The 19,533-nt window shown below is 32.5% G+C and carries 15 protein-coding genes; 6 read left to right on the top strand and 9 right to left on the bottom strand.

Annotation, left to right across the window (positions count from 1 at the left end):
* The first annotated feature begins 53 nt into the window (after window positions 1–53).
* The 3 genes from def to mazG all read left to right on the top strand — a co-directional run bounded on the left by def (window position 54) and on the right by mazG (window position 1,981).
* Window positions 54–641 (top strand): peptide deformylase, encoded by a 588-nt coding sequence (def, locus tag V5787_RS07865; protein WP_336892698.1) that lies wholly within the window; start codon window positions 54–56, stop codon window positions 639–641.
* Between the two features lie 16 nt (window positions 642–657).
* The gene (locus tag V5787_RS07860; protein ID WP_336892697.1) at window positions 658–1,092 is read left to right on the top strand and encodes a DUF5606 domain-containing protein; all 435 of its coding nucleotides are present in this window, start codon (window positions 658–660) and stop codon (window positions 1,090–1,092) included.
* Between the two features lie 109 nt (window positions 1,093–1,201).
* Entirely contained in the window at window positions 1,202–1,981 is a 780-nt protein-coding gene (gene mazG / locus V5787_RS07855; protein ID WP_336892696.1) for a nucleoside triphosphate pyrophosphohydrolase, read from the top strand.
* A 148-nt stretch (window positions 1,982–2,129) separates the two neighbouring features.
* Here the strand turns inward: mazG and V5787_RS07850 are convergent, their stop codons facing one another.
* From V5787_RS07850 to V5787_RS07835, 4 genes are all read right to left on the bottom strand, one after another.
* Window positions 2,130–2,909 (bottom strand): (Fe-S)-binding protein, encoded by a 780-nt coding sequence (locus tag V5787_RS07850; protein ID WP_336892695.1) that lies wholly within the window; start codon window positions 2,907–2,909, stop codon window positions 2,130–2,132.
* Between the two features lie 68 nt (window positions 2,910–2,977).
* Window positions 2,978–4,288, bottom strand: a complete 1,311-nt coding sequence (locus V5787_RS07845) for a (Fe-S)-binding protein (RefSeq protein ID WP_336892694.1) — start codon at window positions 4,286–4,288, stop codon at window positions 2,978–2,980.
* Between the two features lie 26 nt (window positions 4,289–4,314).
* Window positions 4,315–5,292: an MlaD family protein gene (locus tag V5787_RS07840; RefSeq protein ID WP_336892693.1), complete on the bottom strand. Its 978-nt coding sequence runs from the start codon at window positions 5,290–5,292 to the stop codon at window positions 4,315–4,317.
* 62 nt (window positions 5,293–5,354) lie between these two features.
* On the bottom strand, window positions 5,355–6,407 hold the full coding sequence (locus tag V5787_RS07835) for an N-acetylmuramoyl-L-alanine amidase (protein WP_336892692.1): 1,053 nt from the start codon (window positions 6,405–6,407) through the stop codon (window positions 5,355–5,357).
* Between the two features lie 142 nt (window positions 6,408–6,549).
* On the opposite strand from V5787_RS07835, the gene V5787_RS07830 reads away from it, so the two are divergent.
* The 3 genes from V5787_RS07830 (at window position 6,550) to V5787_RS07820 (ending at window position 12,140) form a co-directional block, all read left to right on the top strand.
* Window positions 6,550–9,228, top strand: a complete 2,679-nt coding sequence (locus V5787_RS07830; protein ID WP_336892691.1) for a putative LPS assembly protein LptD — start codon at window positions 6,550–6,552, stop codon at window positions 9,226–9,228.
* A 36-nt stretch (window positions 9,229–9,264) separates the two neighbouring features.
* The gene (gene serB, locus V5787_RS07825; RefSeq protein ID WP_336892690.1) at window positions 9,265–10,491 is read left to right on the top strand and encodes a phosphoserine phosphatase SerB; all 1,227 of its coding nucleotides are present in this window, start codon (window positions 9,265–9,267) and stop codon (window positions 10,489–10,491) included.
* Between the two features lie 698 nt (window positions 10,492–11,189).
* On the top strand, window positions 11,190–12,140 hold the full coding sequence (locus V5787_RS07820; protein ID WP_336892689.1) for a phosphatase PAP2 family protein: 951 nt from the start codon (window positions 11,190–11,192) through the stop codon (window positions 12,138–12,140).
* Here V5787_RS07820 and ligA read toward each other — a convergent pair.
* The 5 genes from ligA to dtd all read right to left on the bottom strand — a co-directional run bounded on the left by ligA (window position 12,137) and on the right by dtd (window position 19,533).
* Window positions 12,137–14,140: an NAD-dependent DNA ligase LigA gene (ligA, locus tag V5787_RS07815; RefSeq protein WP_336892688.1), complete on the bottom strand. Its 2,004-nt coding sequence runs from the start codon at window positions 14,138–14,140 to the stop codon at window positions 12,137–12,139. The genes V5787_RS07820 and ligA overlap by 4 nt on opposite strands.
* 432 nt (window positions 14,141–14,572) lie before the next feature.
* Window positions 14,573–15,964, bottom strand: coding sequence for a trypsin-like peptidase domain-containing protein (locus V5787_RS07810; RefSeq protein WP_336892687.1), 1,392 nt, complete (start codon window positions 15,962–15,964; stop codon window positions 14,573–14,575).
* A gap of 113 nt (window positions 15,965–16,077) precedes the next feature.
* A complete protein-coding gene (locus tag V5787_RS07805; protein WP_336892686.1) occupies window positions 16,078–17,601 on the bottom strand; it encodes a hypothetical protein in 1,524 nt (507 codons plus the stop codon).
* Window positions 17,602–17,615: 14 nt separating this feature from the next.
* A complete protein-coding gene (nhaC, locus tag V5787_RS07800; RefSeq protein WP_336892685.1) occupies window positions 17,616–19,046 on the bottom strand; it encodes a Na+/H+ antiporter NhaC in 1,431 nt (476 codons plus the stop codon).
* Between the two features lie 34 nt (window positions 19,047–19,080).
* Window positions 19,081–19,533: a D-aminoacyl-tRNA deacylase gene (gene dtd, locus V5787_RS07795; protein WP_336892684.1), complete on the bottom strand. Its 453-nt coding sequence runs from the start codon at window positions 19,531–19,533 to the stop codon at window positions 19,081–19,083.

Below are 19,533 nucleotides of genomic sequence, written 5' to 3'. Positions count from 1 at the left end.
AACATTTACTATATTTTGTACTTTTGCAGACAATAATTTAAAAGAGTCTACAAATGATTTTACCAATCGTTGCTTATGGAGATCCTGTTTTGAGAAAAGCAGGGAAAAATATCGATACAGATTATCCAGAACTGGAAAAACTTATAACTAATATGTGGGAGACGATGAGCAATGCTCAAGGTGTTGGTCTTGCTGCTCCTCAAATAGGAAAATCAATTCGCTTATTTATAATAGACACCTCTCCTTACGCTAAAGATGAAGACTTATCTGAAGAAGACAAAAACACTCTAAAGGATTTCAAGCATGTTTTTATAAATGCACAAATATTAACCGAAGAAGGTGATGAATGGGCTTTTAATGAAGGTTGTTTGAGTATTCCTGATATCCGTGAAGATGTTTTCAGAAAAGAGCAAATAACAATAGAATATCAAGACGAAAACTTCAACAAACAAACAAAAACATTAAATGGTCTTGTAGCAAGAGTATTTCAACATGAATATGATCATATTGAAGGAATTTTATTTACTGATAAATTATCCTCTTTAAAAAAACGATTGCTAAAAAAGAAATTAGCTAATATTTCAAAAGGGAAAATCACAGCAGATTATAGAATGCGATTTCCTAATCTTAAAAGAAAATAATTATAAAAAAAATTACATGGAGCTTACTAAAACTATAGCTATTTCAGGAAAACCTGGTTTATTTAATATCATCTCTCAATCTAAAGGAGGATTCGTTGTACAATCATTAGGGGATCAGAAGAAATTCCCGATTTCAAATACTCACAATGTTAGTGTTTTAAATGATATTGCTATTTACACATATGAAAAGGAAGTCCCTTTAAGAGAGGTATTCTTAACAATTAATGAAAAAGAATCAGGAAAAAAAACAATCAGTCATAAATCTGATAATAAAACATTAATCAATTATTTTATTGAGATCTTACCTGATTTTGATCAAGAAAGGGTATACCCATCAAACATCAAAAAAGTATTGCAATGGTACAATATTTTAATTGCTGCCGAATTTGATTTTTCTACGATTAAAGAGTCCGAAGAAACAGAAAACCCTGAAAAAACAGAGGAGTCTTAAAACTCCTATATTATATAAAAAAAACCTGATGGAATTCCATCAGGTTTTTTTTATGCTTTAAAAGCGTTAATATCGGACAGGTATTTTCTATTTTTACAAAAAATATTCAATGAACTCAAGAGAACAACAATTAGCATCTTTCAATAAACTTTTGGATGTAATGGATGAATTAAGGGAAAAATGTCCTTGGGACAAGAAACAAACCTTTGAATCACTTCGTCATCTTACAATAGAAGAAACCTACGAGTTAGCCGATGCTATTTTGGAAGACAACAAAGAAGAAATCAAAAAAGAACTAGGCGACTTATTATTACACATTGTTTTTTACGCAAAAATAGGCTCAGAAACAGACTCTTTTGATCTTGGTAGTATTTCTGAATCTATTGTAGAAAAATTGATTCATAGACATCCACATATTTACGGAAACGTAAAAGTTACAAATGAAGAAGAGGTGAAAAGGAATTGGGAAAAACTCAAACTCAAAGAAGGTAAAAATTCTGTTCTAGAAGGAGTTCCTAAATCATTACCAGCATTGGTTAAAGCTAGTAGAATTCAAGAAAAAGTAGCTGGAGTTGGTTTTGATTGGGAAGAACCAAAACAGGTCTGGGAAAAAGTTCAAGAAGAACTGAACGAATTAAATGAAGAAATAGAAAAAGGAAATATCGATAGAATCGAATCTGAATTTGGAGATGTATTGTTCTCTATAATTAATTACGCAAGATTTATAAACGTAAACCCAGAAAATGCTCTTGAGCGTACTAATAAAAAGTTTACTAAAAGATTTCAATTTTTAGAAGAGGAGGCAAAAAAAGACAATAAAAAATTATCTGATATGACTTTAGCTGAAATGGATGTGTTTTGGGACGAAGCTAAAAAACACTTTAACTAAAAGCATAACAATAAAATTATGAATGTACTTTCAACAGGGGCTGAATTCAACTCATAAACGCAACTTCTGAATTAACTAACAACAGTCCGATAAAAACATCAAAAAAATAGTGGCTTTTATAAAACACTGTACAAAGGAACAATAAGTTTTAAAGATCTTGGGCTGTCGCAATCATTTCTGCAATGTCCATGACTTGAATATCTCCTTCTTTGTCTTTATTCTTAACACCATCTGTCATCATCGTATTGCAGAAAGGACAGCCTGTAGCGATAATTTCCGGCTTTACTTCTAATGCATCTTCAGTACGTAAAACGTTCACTTCTTTCGTTCCTTTCTCTGCATCCTTAAACATCTGAGCTCCACCTGCGCCACAACACAAACCGTTTGTTTTACAACGCTTCATTTCTACCAACTCTACATCTAGCTTTCTAATCAATTCCCTCGGAGCTTTATAAACATTATTGGCACGACCTAAATAACAAGGATCGTGGAAAGTTATTTTCTTTCCTTTAAATGCACCACCCTCGATTGTCATTTTACCAGAATCTAAAAGTTCTTTTAATAACTGGGTATGATGTACTACTTCATAGCGCCCACCTAACTCAGGATACTCATTTTTAATCGTATTGAAACAGTGAGGGCAAGCCGTTACAATCTTCTTGATTTTATAACCGTTTAAAACCTCTATATTTGTCATTGCTTGCATTTGAAACAAAAACTCATTACCTGCACGTTTCGCAGGATCCCCTGTACAACTCTCTTCAGTTCCTAATACTGCAAAATCAACATTCGCTTTATTTAATATCTTTATAAATGCCTTGGTTATTTTTTTTGCTCTATCATCAAAACTCCCTGCACATCCAACCCAAAACAACACTTCTGGTTGTTTTCCTTGAGCCATCATTTCTGCCATCGTAGGTACATTCATCTTTTATATTAGTTTTTTGTTATGAGTTTATGATCTAAAATTGATAAAAACTTAAAATTCACAACTCGTTATTCCTCTTTCCAATTCATACGATCCATTTGATTGTATGGCCACGGCGCACCATTATTTTCAATATTATTCATCATAATATTTAATTCTTGCGGCGCAGATGACTCCTCCATAACTAAATATTGTCGCATCTCCATTATTATCGATAAAGGATCAATATTTAAAGGACACTCCTCAACACAAGCATTACAACTAGTACATGCCCAAATTTCTTCTTGTGTAATATATCCTTCTCCTAATAGTTGTCTTCCATCAGCTTTAAAGACCCCTTTATTGTCATCGATGTTTTTTCCTACCTCTTCTAATCTATCACGAGTTTTCATCATAATAGCTCTTGGAGACAATTCTTTTCCTGTTTGGTTGGCAGGGCAAACGGAGGTGCACCTACCACACTCAGTACAGGTATATGCATTCATCAGCTGAATCCAATTTAAATCGGTAACATCACTAGCTCCAAATTTTTCAGGTTCTCCTACTGTTTCTACGGGAACGGCATATGGATCAGCATTAGGATCCATCATCGTCTGCACTTCTTTGGTTACAACTGGATTATTTTTAAACTTACCAAGTATCTCAAGGTTCGCGTAAAATGTATTTGGAAACGCTAACAAAATATGTAAATGCTTTGAATAATATAAATAGTTTAAGAAAGCGAATATGCCACAAATATGAATCCACCATGTTGTTCTTTCTATCATATAAATAACCTCAATAGAAAGCCCAGAAAATAATGGACTAATAAATTGGCTTATTGGATTGCCAATACTCGCTTCTTGAAAGTACACATCAGTCGCATTCATAATTAAAAACAACGACATCAATATCATTTCAAAATACAAAATAATATTCCCATCATTCTTAGGCCATGATGTCATTTCTTTATTCCAGAATCTTTTAACTTTGATTATATTTCTTCGAATCCAAAAAATAATAACAGATATCAAAACCAAAAAGGCTAATATTTCAAAGATTCCAATTAATCCTCCATAAAGAGTTTCTCCCAATACAGGATAAAATAATCTGTGTGTTCCAAGAATACCATCTAAAATTATTTCTAAAACTTCAATATTAATGATAATAAACCCCAAATAAACAATGACATGTAAAAAACCTGAAACAGGACGTTTCACTATTTTTGATTGCCCTAAGGCAATTCGCATCATATTTCCCCAACGTTCCTTAGAATTTCCGGATCTATCAATTTCTTTTCCTAAAAAAATATTTCTTTTTATTTTCTTTACATTTCTAATAAAAAATCCAATACTTATTATTGCCAATAGCGCAAAAATGAGATTCGGTAAATACTCCATGTCTTCTTATGAGTTAGTTGTGGTTTTTAATTTCCCGAACCTTCAATCAAAATTGAATCGTTTTTTACGTACTCTTTCTCTTTCTTTCCAAAGACAGAAATATGAACATAACGTTTAGGGTGTAATTTTAAATCCTCTAACAACTCTCCTAATTCCTTAGTTGCTTTGTCTAAATTCTGATAAACCGAAGGATCGTTAACTAATTTCCCGATTGTCCCTTTACCATTATTAATTGTGTTTGTAATACTTTTTAAATTAGACATTGTAAAATCAATTTTAGAGATCAACCCTCCTAAATTAGCATTGGCAAGTGTATCAGAAATTGCAGAAAAATTTCGAGAAACATTTTCGATATTCGCCATAGATGCACTAAAGGTTTTTCTATTCTCAACAATTAATAATTCTGAATTTAAAGCCAATCGTTCTAGAGATAGCATTGTAGCATCCAAACTTGCAATTGTGTTTTTTATATGGGTTTTCGATTCATCGTCTAATATTCGATTGATATTTACCAAAAGAGAATCCGCACTTGTCATTACGTGTTCAAGCTTGGCTTGTAATGGGTTCAATTTTTCTCCAACAGAAGAAAAAATATCAGACTCAATTTTCCCCATTAAAAAATCACCAGATTCTACGGGGTCACTGTCATATGATGGAACAATCGCTAAAGATTTTCCTCCCATTAAACTGGTACTATAAATTTCAGCAACACTTTTCTTGCCAAACACAAAAGGTTTTTCAATACTAAATTCTACAATTAATTCCCCTCTTTTTTCGGGATCATTATCAAAAGAAATTTCAACAACCCGTCCTATTTCAAAACCATTGACCGTTACAGGACTTGCAGTATTTAACCCTTGAACATTCACATACCTAGCAAAGTAAGTATCTGATCTCCCTTCAAAAATATTATGTCCTTTTAAAAAGTTAAACCCCCAAATAAAAACGGCTATCACTATAATTACAACCACTCCTGTTTTAAATTCTCTAGAATTCTTAATCATAAAATGTTTATCTAATTTTCCAAGCAAAATTACTAATTATATCTGTGAGTAAAAATTAAATATTACTTTATTGCCTTTGACAAGGCAATCCTTTCATTATCAACAAATGCAGCTATAAATGATGATTTATATCCTGCTTTTTTAGCTTTTTTCAATAATAATTTTGCTTCTTTATAATTTTCAGTATGTCCTAAGTAATATTTATAATACTCTCCTACTGGCACTCGATTTACAGCCTTTAAGCCTTTAAAATTATAACTAGCAGTGCTTATTTTTTTTTTTCCTGACGCTATTTGAACTTTAAAATAAGGAGTTTTACTGTTCTCTACTGAGGCTTGAGCAACAGATTCTATAATATTTACTGTAGAAACAGTATTCAACCTTACCCCTTCTATATGTTTGCTAATTGCTTTGGAGATTGCCGATGCCATTTCATTCTTCCCTTTATTTGAATTCAAATACGCACCTTCTTTTTTATTACTTATAAACCCCATTTCAATTAATATACTAGGCATGTAGGTTTGGTGTAAGACTGCAAAACCAGCTTGTTTAACACCCCTGTTGGTGCGTTTCAAAGTTCCTTGAAATATTTTTTGTACTGAACTTGCCAAAGATATACTTTCATCTAAACTTTCCTCTTGTTCTAAGGTAAGTCCAATCATAGATTCGGGTGAACTAGGATCAAAACCTTTGTATTTTTCTTGATAATTATCTTCCAATAATATCACCTCATTTTCAGCTTTTGCTACTTCAAAATTTCTTTTGTTAGCGTGCAGTCCTAGCACCCATGTCTCAGAACCTGAAGCTTGTGAGTTATGAGCATTACAATGGACAGAAACAAACAAATCTGCATCTGCTTTATTGGCAATTCTCCCTCTCTCCCATAAATTGACAAATACATCTTTTTTCCGGGTATAAATAACCTTTACGTTTTGCTCTTTTTTCAAGTTCTTCCCTATTAATAGAACGATATCGAGGGCAATTTCTTTTTCTTTGTATTTTTTATACGCTACCTTACCTGGATCCTTACCTCCATGTCCCGCATCTAAGACTACTGTAAATGTTTTTTCCTGTGAATTTACAGCTGATGAAAAATAAAATATTTGTAAAAACAAAAGAGAAAATATAGTTTGTTTTATTTTATAGTTAATTTTAAGAGAATGTATCAAGTTCATCAATATTTTTTAATTAATTTTGGCAACTTATGAATAAACTTAAAAAAGCTTACTTAACGCCACAAAAATAGCAGATATAGCATTGCGAACAAATATAACACATATACTTTTATTACTTGGCTTTATCCATATCGGACTAACGCACGGCTACGCTCAGAGTAAAGATGGGGCAAAGATTACTCCGAACAGTAAAATAAGTTTAAATGATAGTATTCCATCAACAGAAAATTTAATTAAAAATGACAGTATTCATAATGATAGTCTACAGGCCTTAGAAAAAGAAAAAGAGTCAATAGATGCAATTATTGAACATACTGCGGATGATTATATTATTGAAGATATAATTAAAAAAATAACCTACCTTTATAATAACGCTGAGATTAACTATAAAGATATCAACATTAAAGCGGGAGATATAAAAATAGATCACGGAACAAATACAATTATTGCTAGAGGAATTAAAGATAGTGTTGGTGTGTATTCTCAGTTACCTATTTTCAGACAAGGAAATGAAGAGTCCACTCAAGATTCTATTGTTTTTAATTTTAAATCTGAAAAAGCACTTGTTTATGGACTTAGCACTGAACAGGATGGAATCTATACTTTAGGTGAAAAAATGAAACGGATAAATGACTCTACCATTTTTGTTAGAAATATACGATTTACAACTTCAGATAAAGAAAACCCAGATTACTATTTACAGACAAAAAAAGCCAAAATAGTCCCTGGCAAGAAAATCATTGTTGGCTTGACTCATCTAGTGGTCGCAGATGTTCCCACGCCTATATTTTTACCTTTTGCTTATTTTCCTTTAACATCGACCAAAACATCGGGAATTATAGTTCCAACCTATGGACAATCTACCAGTCAAGGTTTTTTTATGCAAAATGGAGGATATTATTTTGCAGGAAATGACTTTTATGACTTAACCGTTTTAGCTGATCTTTATTCTAACGGAAGCTGGGGCTTAAGCACAAAATCTTCTTACAAAAGAAGATATAAATACTCAGGGAATTTCAATATAAATTATGAAAGTTTAATTTATAATATTGATGGTTTTGATGATTATAGTAAAAGTAAAAACTATAATATACGTTGGTCACATTCACAAGATGCTAAATCCAACCCTAACTCTAAACTATCGGCTTCTGTAAACTTAGGGAGTAGCAACTATTATAGTCAATCAATAAATCAATACAATAGTCCTTATTCACTTACAAATACACTGAGTTCTTCTATTAGTTATTACAGAAAATTGGTTGGAACACCTTTTAGCTTTACCACATCAGCGTCACATTCTCAAAACACTAATACTGAAATTATTTCCATGACCCTTCCGTCATTTATATTAAATATGGATAGAATTTACCCTTTTGCTCCAAAATCGGGGAGTCAAAATAATGCATTTCAAAAAATAGGATTTAATTACGGGTTAAAAGCAGAAAACAAAATAGAAGTAATGGAGGAAGACTTTTTCAAGGCAAAAATGTTTGATGAAGCGAAGACCGGAGTACAACACAACATTTCTCTGAGTACTAATATGAAAGTATTAAAATACTTAACTTTATCTCCAAGTGTAACTTATAAAGAAGTTTGGTATTTTAAATCCATAGATAAAAATTACGATGAGCTAAATCAAGAAATAGTTACAGATACGATTAATGGTTTTGTTTCTTTTAGAGAATATTCTGCAGGTGCGTCTTTATCTACGAGTATATATGGTATGTTTAAATTTAAAGGAAAAAGATTAGACGCAATTCGACACACGATGCGCCCTTCTATTTCATACAACTATAGACCTGATTTTAGTTACTATTACGAAACAGTTCAAGCAAGTGGTGATCCTTTAGACCTAGAAGAATATTCTCCTTTTGACTATGGTGCCTATGGCAGTCCTTCACAAGGATTGTCTCAATCTATTGGTCTTTCACTGAACAACAACTTTGAAGCTAAAGTAAGAAACAAAGATCCTTCGGGAGATGAAGAATTCAAAAAGATCACCCTTCTTAATAACCTAAACTTTTCTACTAGTTACAATGTTGTCGCAGATAGTTTAAAATGGAGTACTGTAAATGTAACTGCCGGCACACAGATTTTCAACAATAAATTGAGTGTCAATACTGGTGCAACATTAGATCCCTATGCAATTAATTCAAACGGACAGAGGTATAACACCTTTAACATCCACAATGATGGAAGTTTATTTCGTCTGACAAGAGCCAACCTTACATTGAGTTATTCATTATCAAATAAAGACTTTGACAAAAGTGAAGACAAAGAAGATAAAAAAGATGATATGCAAAATGAGCAGAATTCTGATTTGTTTGGTCAAAACATGAACAACTTTAGAGATGATGAATCTGAGAATTCTTCTAAAGAAGATGAGAACTCCAGAAAGGATGAAAAAACAGTGCTCTATCAAAATAAAATCCCCTGGAGTTTGCGTTTATCCTACTCAGGAACATACTCAAACAGTAATCGAGAGAGCGAAATTACCAATAGTAGTTTAATGTTTTCAGGAGACGTAGAGCTAACTCCTAAATGGAAAGTTGGTGTTTCTTCTGGTTATGATTTTGTAAACAAAGGTTTTTCCTATACGCAATTACGATTTTCAAGAGACCTGGACAGCTGGAGGGTTAACTTCAACTGGGTGCCTTTTGGTACTACTACTTCTTATTATTTTTTCATTGGTGTAAAAGCATCTATTTTAAGTGACTTAAAATACGAACAACGAAGTACACCAGACCAATCATTATTCTAATATTCGAGATAGAACAAAAAGAAAACTCAAAACATCATGGAGAAAGAAATTATTTTATTAAATATATCAGGACAAGATAAACCAGGTCTCACCTCTAGTTTAACGGGTGTCCTTGCTGAGTATGGTGCGAAAATTCTCGACATTGGTCAAGCGAATATTCACGACACTTTATCTTTAGGAATTCTTTTTGAAATAAAGGCTAATTCGAGTTCTGCTCCTGTTTTAAAAGATTTATTATTCAAAGCATATAAACTTGGGATTACAGCAAAATTTAGTCCGATTACTTTAGAAAAGTATGAAAAATGGGTTTCATCACAAGGAAAAAACCGATATATTGTAACTATTCTAGGGAAAAAATTAGCTGCTGAACAGATTTCTGCAGTAACCAGTGTTGTTTCAGATTTGAATTTAAATATTGATTCTATCAAAAGATTGACAGGTAGAATATCTTTGGTAAAAAAAGACCCATACCCAAGAGCATCTATTCAACTATCAATTAGAGGAGAAATTAAAAACAAAGCAGATATAACGGCAAAATTCATGCAAATCTCAAGAGATTTAAATGTAGATATCGCATTTCAAGAAGACAATATCTACAGAAGAAACAGGCGTTTGGTATGTTTTGACATGGACTCAACTTTGATCCAAACTGAAGTTATTGACGAATTAGCAGAATTAGCCGGTGTAGGAGCACAGGTAAAAGCTATCACAGAAATGGCAATGCAAGGTGAAATAGATTTCAACGAAAGTTTTAAAAAACGCATGGCATTACTGGAAGGACTTAGTGAAGACGTCCTTAAAGAAGTAGCAATAAATTTACCCATTACAAAAGGAGCACATAGATTGATAAAAACCTTAAAAAATTATGGTTTTAAAACAGCAATCCTTTCTGGTGGATTTACTTATTTCGGTGACTACCTTCAAAAAGAATTAGGGATTGATTATGTTTATGCAAATCAATTAGAAATTAAAAACGGTTTCTTAACAGGTGGTTATTTAGGTGAAATCGTTGATGGAAATAAAAAAGCAGAATACCTTAAGCAAATTGCAGAAAAAGAAGGAATCGATATTAGCCAAACAATCGCCGTTGGTGATGGCGCCAATGACTTGCCAATGTTAAATTTGGCGGGGTTAGGCATTGCTTTTCATGCAAAACCAACTGTAAAAGACAATGCACAAAGTTCTATTTCTAGTATTGGATTGGATGGTGTTCTTTACCTTCTTGGATACCATGATAAACATATAGATTTAATTAAAGAATAGAGGAATTCACTTTGATACAATTCATTATCTTTAAAAAAGATATTGTTATGAATATTTAAAGGAGAGAATTCCCTTAAATTTATAGAGCATTTTGATACTGATTTACCATGTAAACAATACCTGTAAGATTTAATAAAAAAAATTAATATCTATGACAGGCTCAATGAATATCCTAATTAAAGGGGAAATTCATGTTGACAAGTTTACAATTAAGGGTAAATAAAACATAATAATGGTAGAAGTAAGAACACAAAAAAGAAGAAAATGTATATGCTATAGAATTGACCAATACCAATTTTATTTTTAAATAACTCACTAAATAATTTGAAATATTTTTTATTCAGATAAGCAATAAAAGCTGAAGCATAGCACCGCTACGGTTTTGTTTTTATGTAAAATATGAATAAGAAACAAACTTAATACGTCATTTAAATCTTAAAACGGTATACCCAAGTTAAAAGTGTTTAATCTTTATCAATACCTGGTTTCTCCTCAAAATATTTAATTGAGATTTCTAAAAGATAGCAAAAGTAATAACGGATGAATATACAAGATACAAACCTCTTACGAAAAAGTATGACATCACTCAAACTCCAAGCTTATCTGGAATGAATTTCAAACAACTAAACCATTCACAGGGAAAATTCACTCTTTTACAACCATTATTTTATGCCTATTTTAGACAAAAAAATCACTACATGAAAAAGATAATTATTCTTGCGTTACTACTGTGCTCACTTACAGGGTTTACACAAATAGACAGCTTAAATCATAAGAGTTCAAAAAAAAAAAATCGATTTAAAGTTGCAGGGCGTGTCATAAAAAATAGCATTATTACGATTCCAGGAGATTTTGGACAGATGGGACAAAACATCTCTAAGGACTGGAAAACAACAGCTATTTACACTGCTGGTATTATTGGCTTGATTGCCGTTGATGGGTATACAACAACCTTTTTACACGAAACCATTGAACCTGCTATAGATTATACTTTACCTGATATTACCATAGGAAAAAACAACCATATGGCATGGCTTTCTGGAGAAGATGCCTATATCTCTTACCCTCTAATTGGATTATATGCAGGATCCATAATTGTTAACAGCGAAAAAGGACAAAGAGCGGCAGCGAATGCTTTCAAATCAATGGCCTATTCTTTTATTATATCACATATAGCTTTAAAAGCAGTATTTGGAAGAAATAGACCTCATAGAAGCTTAGCAGACAACGAAGCTGTAAATCCACCTTACACACGAGATAATTGGGACTTTTTTAACACAAAAGCAATTTATGGAGGCTCTGATCATAGAGGAACAGCCATGCCTTCATTACACGCAACGGCTTATTATGCTGTCGCTAAAGTAATACAGATGGAATATGACAATTACTGGATCCCATATTCTTTTGCCACGTTTGTCTTTTTTGCTAATCTAGAAGATCATGACCATTGGGTTTCTGACATGTTGGTTGGAGGATTAATTGGTACTATAATTGGACGAAGTGTAGTACTCAATAGCAGAAAACATATAGAAAAAGATAAAAACAAATTAGCTATTAGAAAAAGAAGCAATAAAATTGAGGTAAAAAAACAATTGATTCCTCAAATTTCTAGTTCAATGGTGGGATTACAATTTGTAGCAACTTTTTAATTCTTTAAGATCGCAATAAACTCATCTTCTGATATTATAGAGACACCCAATATATTTGCTTTCTCCAATTTAGCAGGTCCCATATTATCACCAGCAATTATAAACGTAGTCTTTTTTGAAATAGAACTAGAAATTTTCCCTGCATTATCCTCTATTGATTTTTTCAATTCATTACGCGACATCTTATGAAAAACCCCTGATACAACAAATATTTTCCCTTTTAATTTATCTGATTGGTTTTCTAAAATTTCAGCAGACAACTCCAATTGAACTCCATATACCTTTAACCTGTTTACCAATTCAATATTCAAATAATCATTAGAATAAGCAACAATACTTTTGGCTATTTTATCTCCAATCTCATCAACCAACACCAATTCTTCAAAAGAAGCATTCATCAAAGAATCTATATTCTTAAAATATTTTGCTAACTTTTTAGCTACCGTTTCTCCAACAAAACGAATACCTAAAGCAAATAAAACTTTTTCAAACGGTATTGCTTTCGATTTTTTGATTCCAGATACTATGTTCTGAGCTGACTTTTCAGCCATTCGTTCTAAAGGTAAAATTTGATCAACTGATAAATCATATAAATCCGCATAACTTTGAATCAACCCTTCTTTTCTTAATAAATCAACAGTTTCACCTCCCAGACCATCAATATCCATCGCCTTACGACTAATAAAATGTTGAATTCTTCCAGTAATTTGAGTAGGGCAACCAAATTCATTTGGGCAATAATGTTTTGCATCACCTTCTTTTCTAAGCAATTCTGTTTTACACTCTGGACATCTTTTTGCATATATTGTCGCCACGGAATTTAAAGGTCTTTGTAACAAATCTACCCCAACTATTTTAGGAATAATCTCTCCTCCTTTTTCTACAAAAACGGTATCCCCCACACGAATGTCTAATTTTTCAATCTGATCTTCATTATGTAATGATGCTCTTCTTACCGTTGTTCCTCCAAGTTGAACCGCCTGCAAATTAGCCACAGGTGTAATTGCTCCTGTTCTGCCTACTTGATAAGTAATCTCTTTTAAAACAGTACTTTGCTGCTCTGTTTTAAACTTGTATGCGATTGCCCAACGAGGTGCTTTAGCGGTGTAACCAAGTTCTTCTTGTTGTCTTAAAGAATTTACCTTAATCACAACTCCATCTGTTTCAAAAGGCAGATCGATCCTTTTAGTATCCCATTCTTTCACAAAATCAAAAACCTCATCAATATTCTTGGCTACAAAAATAGCTGTAGGCACTTTAAATCCACAATCTCTAGCCTCACTAAGAAGGTCAAAATGAGATGTAAATTTTGATTTATCAACAACAACCTGATACAATAAACAATCCAAAGGACGTTTTCCAACCTCTGTACTATCTTGTAACTTTAAACTTCCACTGGCAGTATTTCTAGGATTGGCATATACCTCTTCTCCTACCAAAATACGTACCTCATTCATTTTATGAAATCCTTCCAAAGGAAGAATTATCTCTCCTCTTATTTCAAAAGAGTCTAAAAATGGTTTGCGCAATTTTAACGGTAGAGATCGAATGGTTTTAATATTTATTGTTACATCATCCCCCTGAAATCCATCTCCACGAGTAACGGCCTTTATTAACTCCCCTGCTTCATAAGTTAAATTGATTGACGCTCCATCATATTTCAACTCACAGGTATATTCAATAGGTCCTTCAATTATTTTTTTTATCCTTTTTTCCCAATCCAACAAATCATCTAAAGAATATGAATTATCTAAAGAATACATTCGATTCTTGTGTACCACTGTTTCAAAATTCTTTGTTACTGTCCCCCCTACTCTTTGAGTTGGAGAATTTTCATCAAAATATTGTGGATACTTTCCTTCTAAATCAGATAACTTCTTCAGCAGTACATCAAATTCATAATCTGATATCATTGCATCGTCCTTTATATAATAACTATAATTGTGTTTCTCTAATTCTTTACGAAGATCTTTTATATGTGATTCAATTTTATTATTCATTATACTTATAAGTATTTGGATACCTACAAAGTTAACAAATGAAAAAACAATTTCAATTATTGAGTAAATAAATATCAAAAAAAAGTGTATCAAACTTAACTCACTTTTTTGTTATTTCATTTTCCCTTCTTTTTCAATTTTCAGTTGATCTTTCTTTTTATCTTCCTCCTAATACCAGTTTTATTTATAAATGACGTAATAATAATTTGGAATCTTTTTTATTCAGATAAGCAATAAAAATTGAAGAATAGCTCAGCTACGGTTTTGTTTTTGTGTGAAATGAAAAAGAAACGAATTTAATGCGTCATTTAAATATTAAAACGGCATAAGTCTAACCTAATTTTGTGATATATTATATTGATTATTAAAACAATACGCTATAAAAAAAGAGTCGACACTTTTCAACATCGGCTCTTATTAAAAATACTCACCTTATTTAAATATATAATTTTCTTTTACTCCCTTTGAATTTAAAACTCCCATTTTAAAATACCCCATTAACGACTTCTCCTTTAACAATTTATCAACCTGATCTACAGAGCTCACCTTTTCGTTATTTATTTCAACCAATACATCTCCTTCAGAAACGCCCAATTCTTGTAACTCAGAATTTTTGATGTTTACTATTTTTACTCCTGATTTAATTTTGTATTTTTTCAATTCTTCTTTCGTTAGCTTCTCTACAGAGAATCCTAATACGTTTATTTTAAGGGTTTTGTACTCGGTCAACTCAACCGTTTTCGTTATATAAGTTTCACCTCTTAAAACAGTTACCTGAATTTTGTCCCCTGGTCTTTTAGCACTCAATTGCCCTTTCAAATCCGAAAATTTTCTAATTTTCACATTTTCAATTTTTACAATTATATCTTCTTCTAACAACCCCGCTTTTTTAGCACCACCTCCTTTGGTAACAGACGTTATCATTACCCCTTCTAAATCGTCTTTTCGAGGATCATACTGAATTCCAATTAGTGCTTTTTGAACATTACCAAACTCCATAATATCCTCTATTACTTTTTTAGCAATATTAGAAGGCACCGCAAAAGAATAACCTACAAAAGAACCTGTTTGTGAAGAAATAGCCGTATTGATACCAATCAATTCTCCTCTAGTATTGACCAAAGCTCCTCCACTATTTCCAGGGTTGACAGCTGCATCGGTTTGAATAAAGGATTCCGTACTAGAATTCCCTCCCAAATCACGTCCTTTAGCACTAATAATTCCAGCAGTTACTGTAGAAGTTAAATTATATGGATTTCCAATAGCCAATACCCATTCCCCAACTTCGATAGCGTCTGAATTTGCAAATGGTATGGATTCAAAACCTTCTCCTTCAATTTTCAACAAAGCAATATCACTCGAAGGATCTGTACCTATCAACTCTGCCTGATATACTTTTCTATTATTTAACGTTACTTCAATAGAACTTGCATTGTCAATTACATGATTATTAGTAACAATATATCCATCTGGAGAAATCAAAACACCACTACCTGTTCCTACTTGCTCTCTTTGTCTTGTTTGTCCATTTCTTCTTCCATAAAAGAAATCTGAAAAAGGATCATAATAAGTGCTCATGGAGGTGTTTTTAACATGAACCACGGCATCCAAACTCATAGATGCTGCGTCTACAAAATCTGTTTTTTCTCCGGCTATATTGGGCAAACTTGAATAATGTGCTGGTACCGAGACAAAACCATTAGAAACAGCTGATATTGATTCATTATTATCAATGCGTTGGTTATTCATCATATAAGAAAATCCAACCAAAGAAATTGCTCCTCCTAGAAAAGCAACAAACACTAAACTTGCTATTTTTTTCATTTTTGAATATTTAATTATTACTCAAAGATAAAAAACATAAAGGTTCTGAAGTTAACTTTAACTCCTGTTAACTTTTTTAACGAGGTCTTAACAACAAAATAAATTTCAGAGGTCTAGTTTTTCAACAATTGACTCACATGAAATTTCAAACCAACATCAATACTCACAGGATTGAAATTACCTTCAATAGGTTGTGTTTGACCAACATAAAAAACAAAATCCCATCGTTCATTTAAGCTTCTTTCTAAACCAAGTGCGTATTGAAACAACAATCCAGAACCGAGATCAATATCCCCTCCTCCAGCTGCTCCAAACATTCCTTTAAACGCTAATTTAGTTTTACTAAAAACAGGTTGATAATAAGTAACTCCTAACAACCCTTCTGCATAAGCTCCATAGTCTCCCTGATAAGCCCATACAGTTCCTCCATTGATCGTGAATTTTTCTCCTATATATTTTTGAAACTCAAATCCCAAAGAATTAAAGCTATTTAAATATGGTGTTCCATTTTTAGTTGTTGCTTCTGGAGGTAAATAGATTCTATTATAAATAGTAAATGCCATATTATTAATGGTAAAATCTTTTCCATCAACATCAAATTCGTCAATACCTATTGTAGATTTTTCAGGAAAAAGTCTATCAAAAGACTTCCCAAGCCCTATTTCTACATGGTTTGTTTCAAAATCCCCCCAAGGTGAAAACGTTTTACCTGTCATAAGTTTTAAATCATATCCATTACCAAACATTAAAGAAAGTCCAGCTTCTGCTTGGACTGTCGCTCCTCCTCCAGACTCAATTCCACCACCTCCAGTAGGGCCAAATAGTAACCTTGACTCTATATTTATTCGATTCTTAACAACGGGTAACCTACCACCTGCTCCAAAAAAGATTGACATATAACCATCCGTTCCTCCTGACATAGCTCCACTTAACTTTATTAGACCATATAAATAAGGATTGATTGATCTTTCCACTTGTATTCCAACAAGACCTATTCTATCAACATCTGGTTTTGATGACACTGATCCTTCCAGTAAATTATAGTACTGAGTCCCTACCAAAGCAACTCTTAATTTATTCGTGTTTAAACGACTAGAATCGAAATATCTATATCCTGAATCTTCTACTTTAAAATAATTATTTCCACTAAAAGACAAACCTACATTTATTTGATTTCCTGTTATTTCTCCAGAAGGAAAATCAATTCTAGAAACCCCAAATCGAACTCCCAAATTCCCAAACCTCTGTTCTAAATCTAAATGAGGACGTACAATTAGCCCTCCCCCATCAGCAGCACCACCTCCGCCTCCACCTCCTAAAAAAGCTCCCAAATCAAGAAATAAACCTTTTCTTGATATTTGTGGACACCAACCAGCAGACATACCTAAAGTAATTAAACCAGGTCTGATACCCGTAATTGCAGAATAAGAACTTAAACCGACATAAATGGTGTTAGTTTTATTGACCAAATGAAACAAATCATATCCAATTCCAATAAACCCAAGATCAGGTTCAGCAGTCATTGAAACAGTTTCCCAGCTCATTCTTAACCTATTCGGAAATGTTTCTACTGAATATTTCTGTGCATGAATGCATAAAACTATAAATAAAAAAAATACAGTAAGTTGATTTCTCATTGATCAAATTATGGTTATTTGTTTAAAAGTTGTCTTATTTTTATATTAAAAGCGGCAAAGACCAAAGTTGTAATAGGACTCAAATAATTAAATATTGCAAAGACAAAATAATCTGCTACAGAAACACCTAATACTGAAGATTGATATGCTCCACAAGTATTCCAAGGAATTAAAACAGAAGTCACAGTTCCAGAATCTTCAAGTGTTCTACTTAAATTTTCTGGAGCTAAATTTTTATCTTTATAGGCTTGTTTGAACATTTTTCCAGGAATTACAATTGCCAAATACTGATCTGATGCTATTAAATTTAAACCTAAGCAACTGACTACTGTGCTTGCAAACAATCCAAATACAGAGCTAGTCATCTTTAATAAAGAGACCGTAACTAAAGCTAGCGCACCAATTCCATCCATAATACCTCCAAAAATCATAGCACTTATAATTAACAAAATTGTCCAAATCATTCCCTTCATTCCTCCCGAAGAAAATAATTTATTTAACGCTTCATTATCTGTTATAATTTGAATATCTGTCAAGACTGCTTTTACAATACCTCCCAAAGTTGAATCTGCAAGACTTAAAGTTATATCTCCTTGGAAAACAACAGCAAAAACAGCTGCTAAAACTACCCCTGATAACAATGAAATTAAGGGCTTCACTTTTAATAAAATTAAAGCAACAACAGTAATAGGAACCGCAAAAAGCCAAGGTGAAATATAAAAAGTGTTTTTAATAACCAAAAGCATGTCTGATAAGTCTGTACTTCCTGTCGTATTCAGATTCATACTGATAAGCGTAAATACAATTAAAGTTATTACTAAAGTTGGAATGGTTGTAATAGACATATATTTGATATGTGTAAACAAATCCGTTCCTGCCATAGCCGGGGCCAAATTTGTAGTATCACTCAAAGGAGACATTTTATCGCCAAAATAAGCGCCAGAAATAACCGCTCCTGCTACCATACCTGGCGCAATACCTAAAGCCGTACCAACACCCACCAAAGCAATACCTACTGTTGCAGAGGTGGTCCAAGAACTACCTGTTGCTATAGAAATAATTGCAGAGATAATTACCGCAGCTGGCAAGAAAATATCTGGATCCAGTACTTGAAGTCCATAATAAACCATAGCTGGTATAACACCACTTATTAGCCAAGTTCCCGCAAGGGCTCCTACAAGAAAAAGAATCAATACCGGAACTAAAACACTTTTTAAGTTTTGATAGATTTCATGCACTATCACACTTGTTTTTATGTTATTCTTAAAGCCTGTTAACAATCCAACAAACGCTGCTATTAATAATATAAATTGGTTAGAATAATCTCCTAATAAAACTCCATCTGCGAAGAATATATTAAAAGCAAGTAAAGACATTAATACAACAACTGGAACTAGCGCTTCATTAATTTTCAATTGACTTTTCGATTCAGAGGTATCAGACATAGTATATTATTTGTAATTTTTAATCGATAAAATATTAATTTTTAGCTTTGGAATCAATAACAATAGTTGTAGGTCCTTCATTTATCAAAGTTACTGTCATGTCGGCTCCAAAAACACCCGTAGCTATTTGTTTACCCAAATCTGTTTCTACCTGAGCAACAAACTGTTCGTATTTCGGAATCGCTATTTTTGGTTTAGATGCATTTATATAAGAAGGTCTATTCCCTTTTTTAGTACTCGCTTGAAGAGTAAACTGACTAATGATAAGAATTTCACCATCAACATCTTTTACAGATAAATTCATAATATCAAAATCATCGGTAAAAATCCTCATATTGGTCACTTTATTGGAAAGCCAATTAATATCCTCTTCAACATCCATATCTTCAACACCAACCAAAACTAACAAGCCCTTTTTAATTTTAGAATAAACTTTATTATCAATAGTAACAGAGGCCTCTTTTACAACTTGGATTACAGCTTTCAT

This window comes from Flavicella sp. (assembly GCF_037132785.1).
Classification (GTDB): Bacteria; Bacteroidota; Bacteroidia; order Flavobacteriales; family Flavobacteriaceae; genus Flavicella.
Note: the sequence above shows the minus strand (reverse complement) of the source record. Positions and strands in the feature narration are given on the sequence as shown.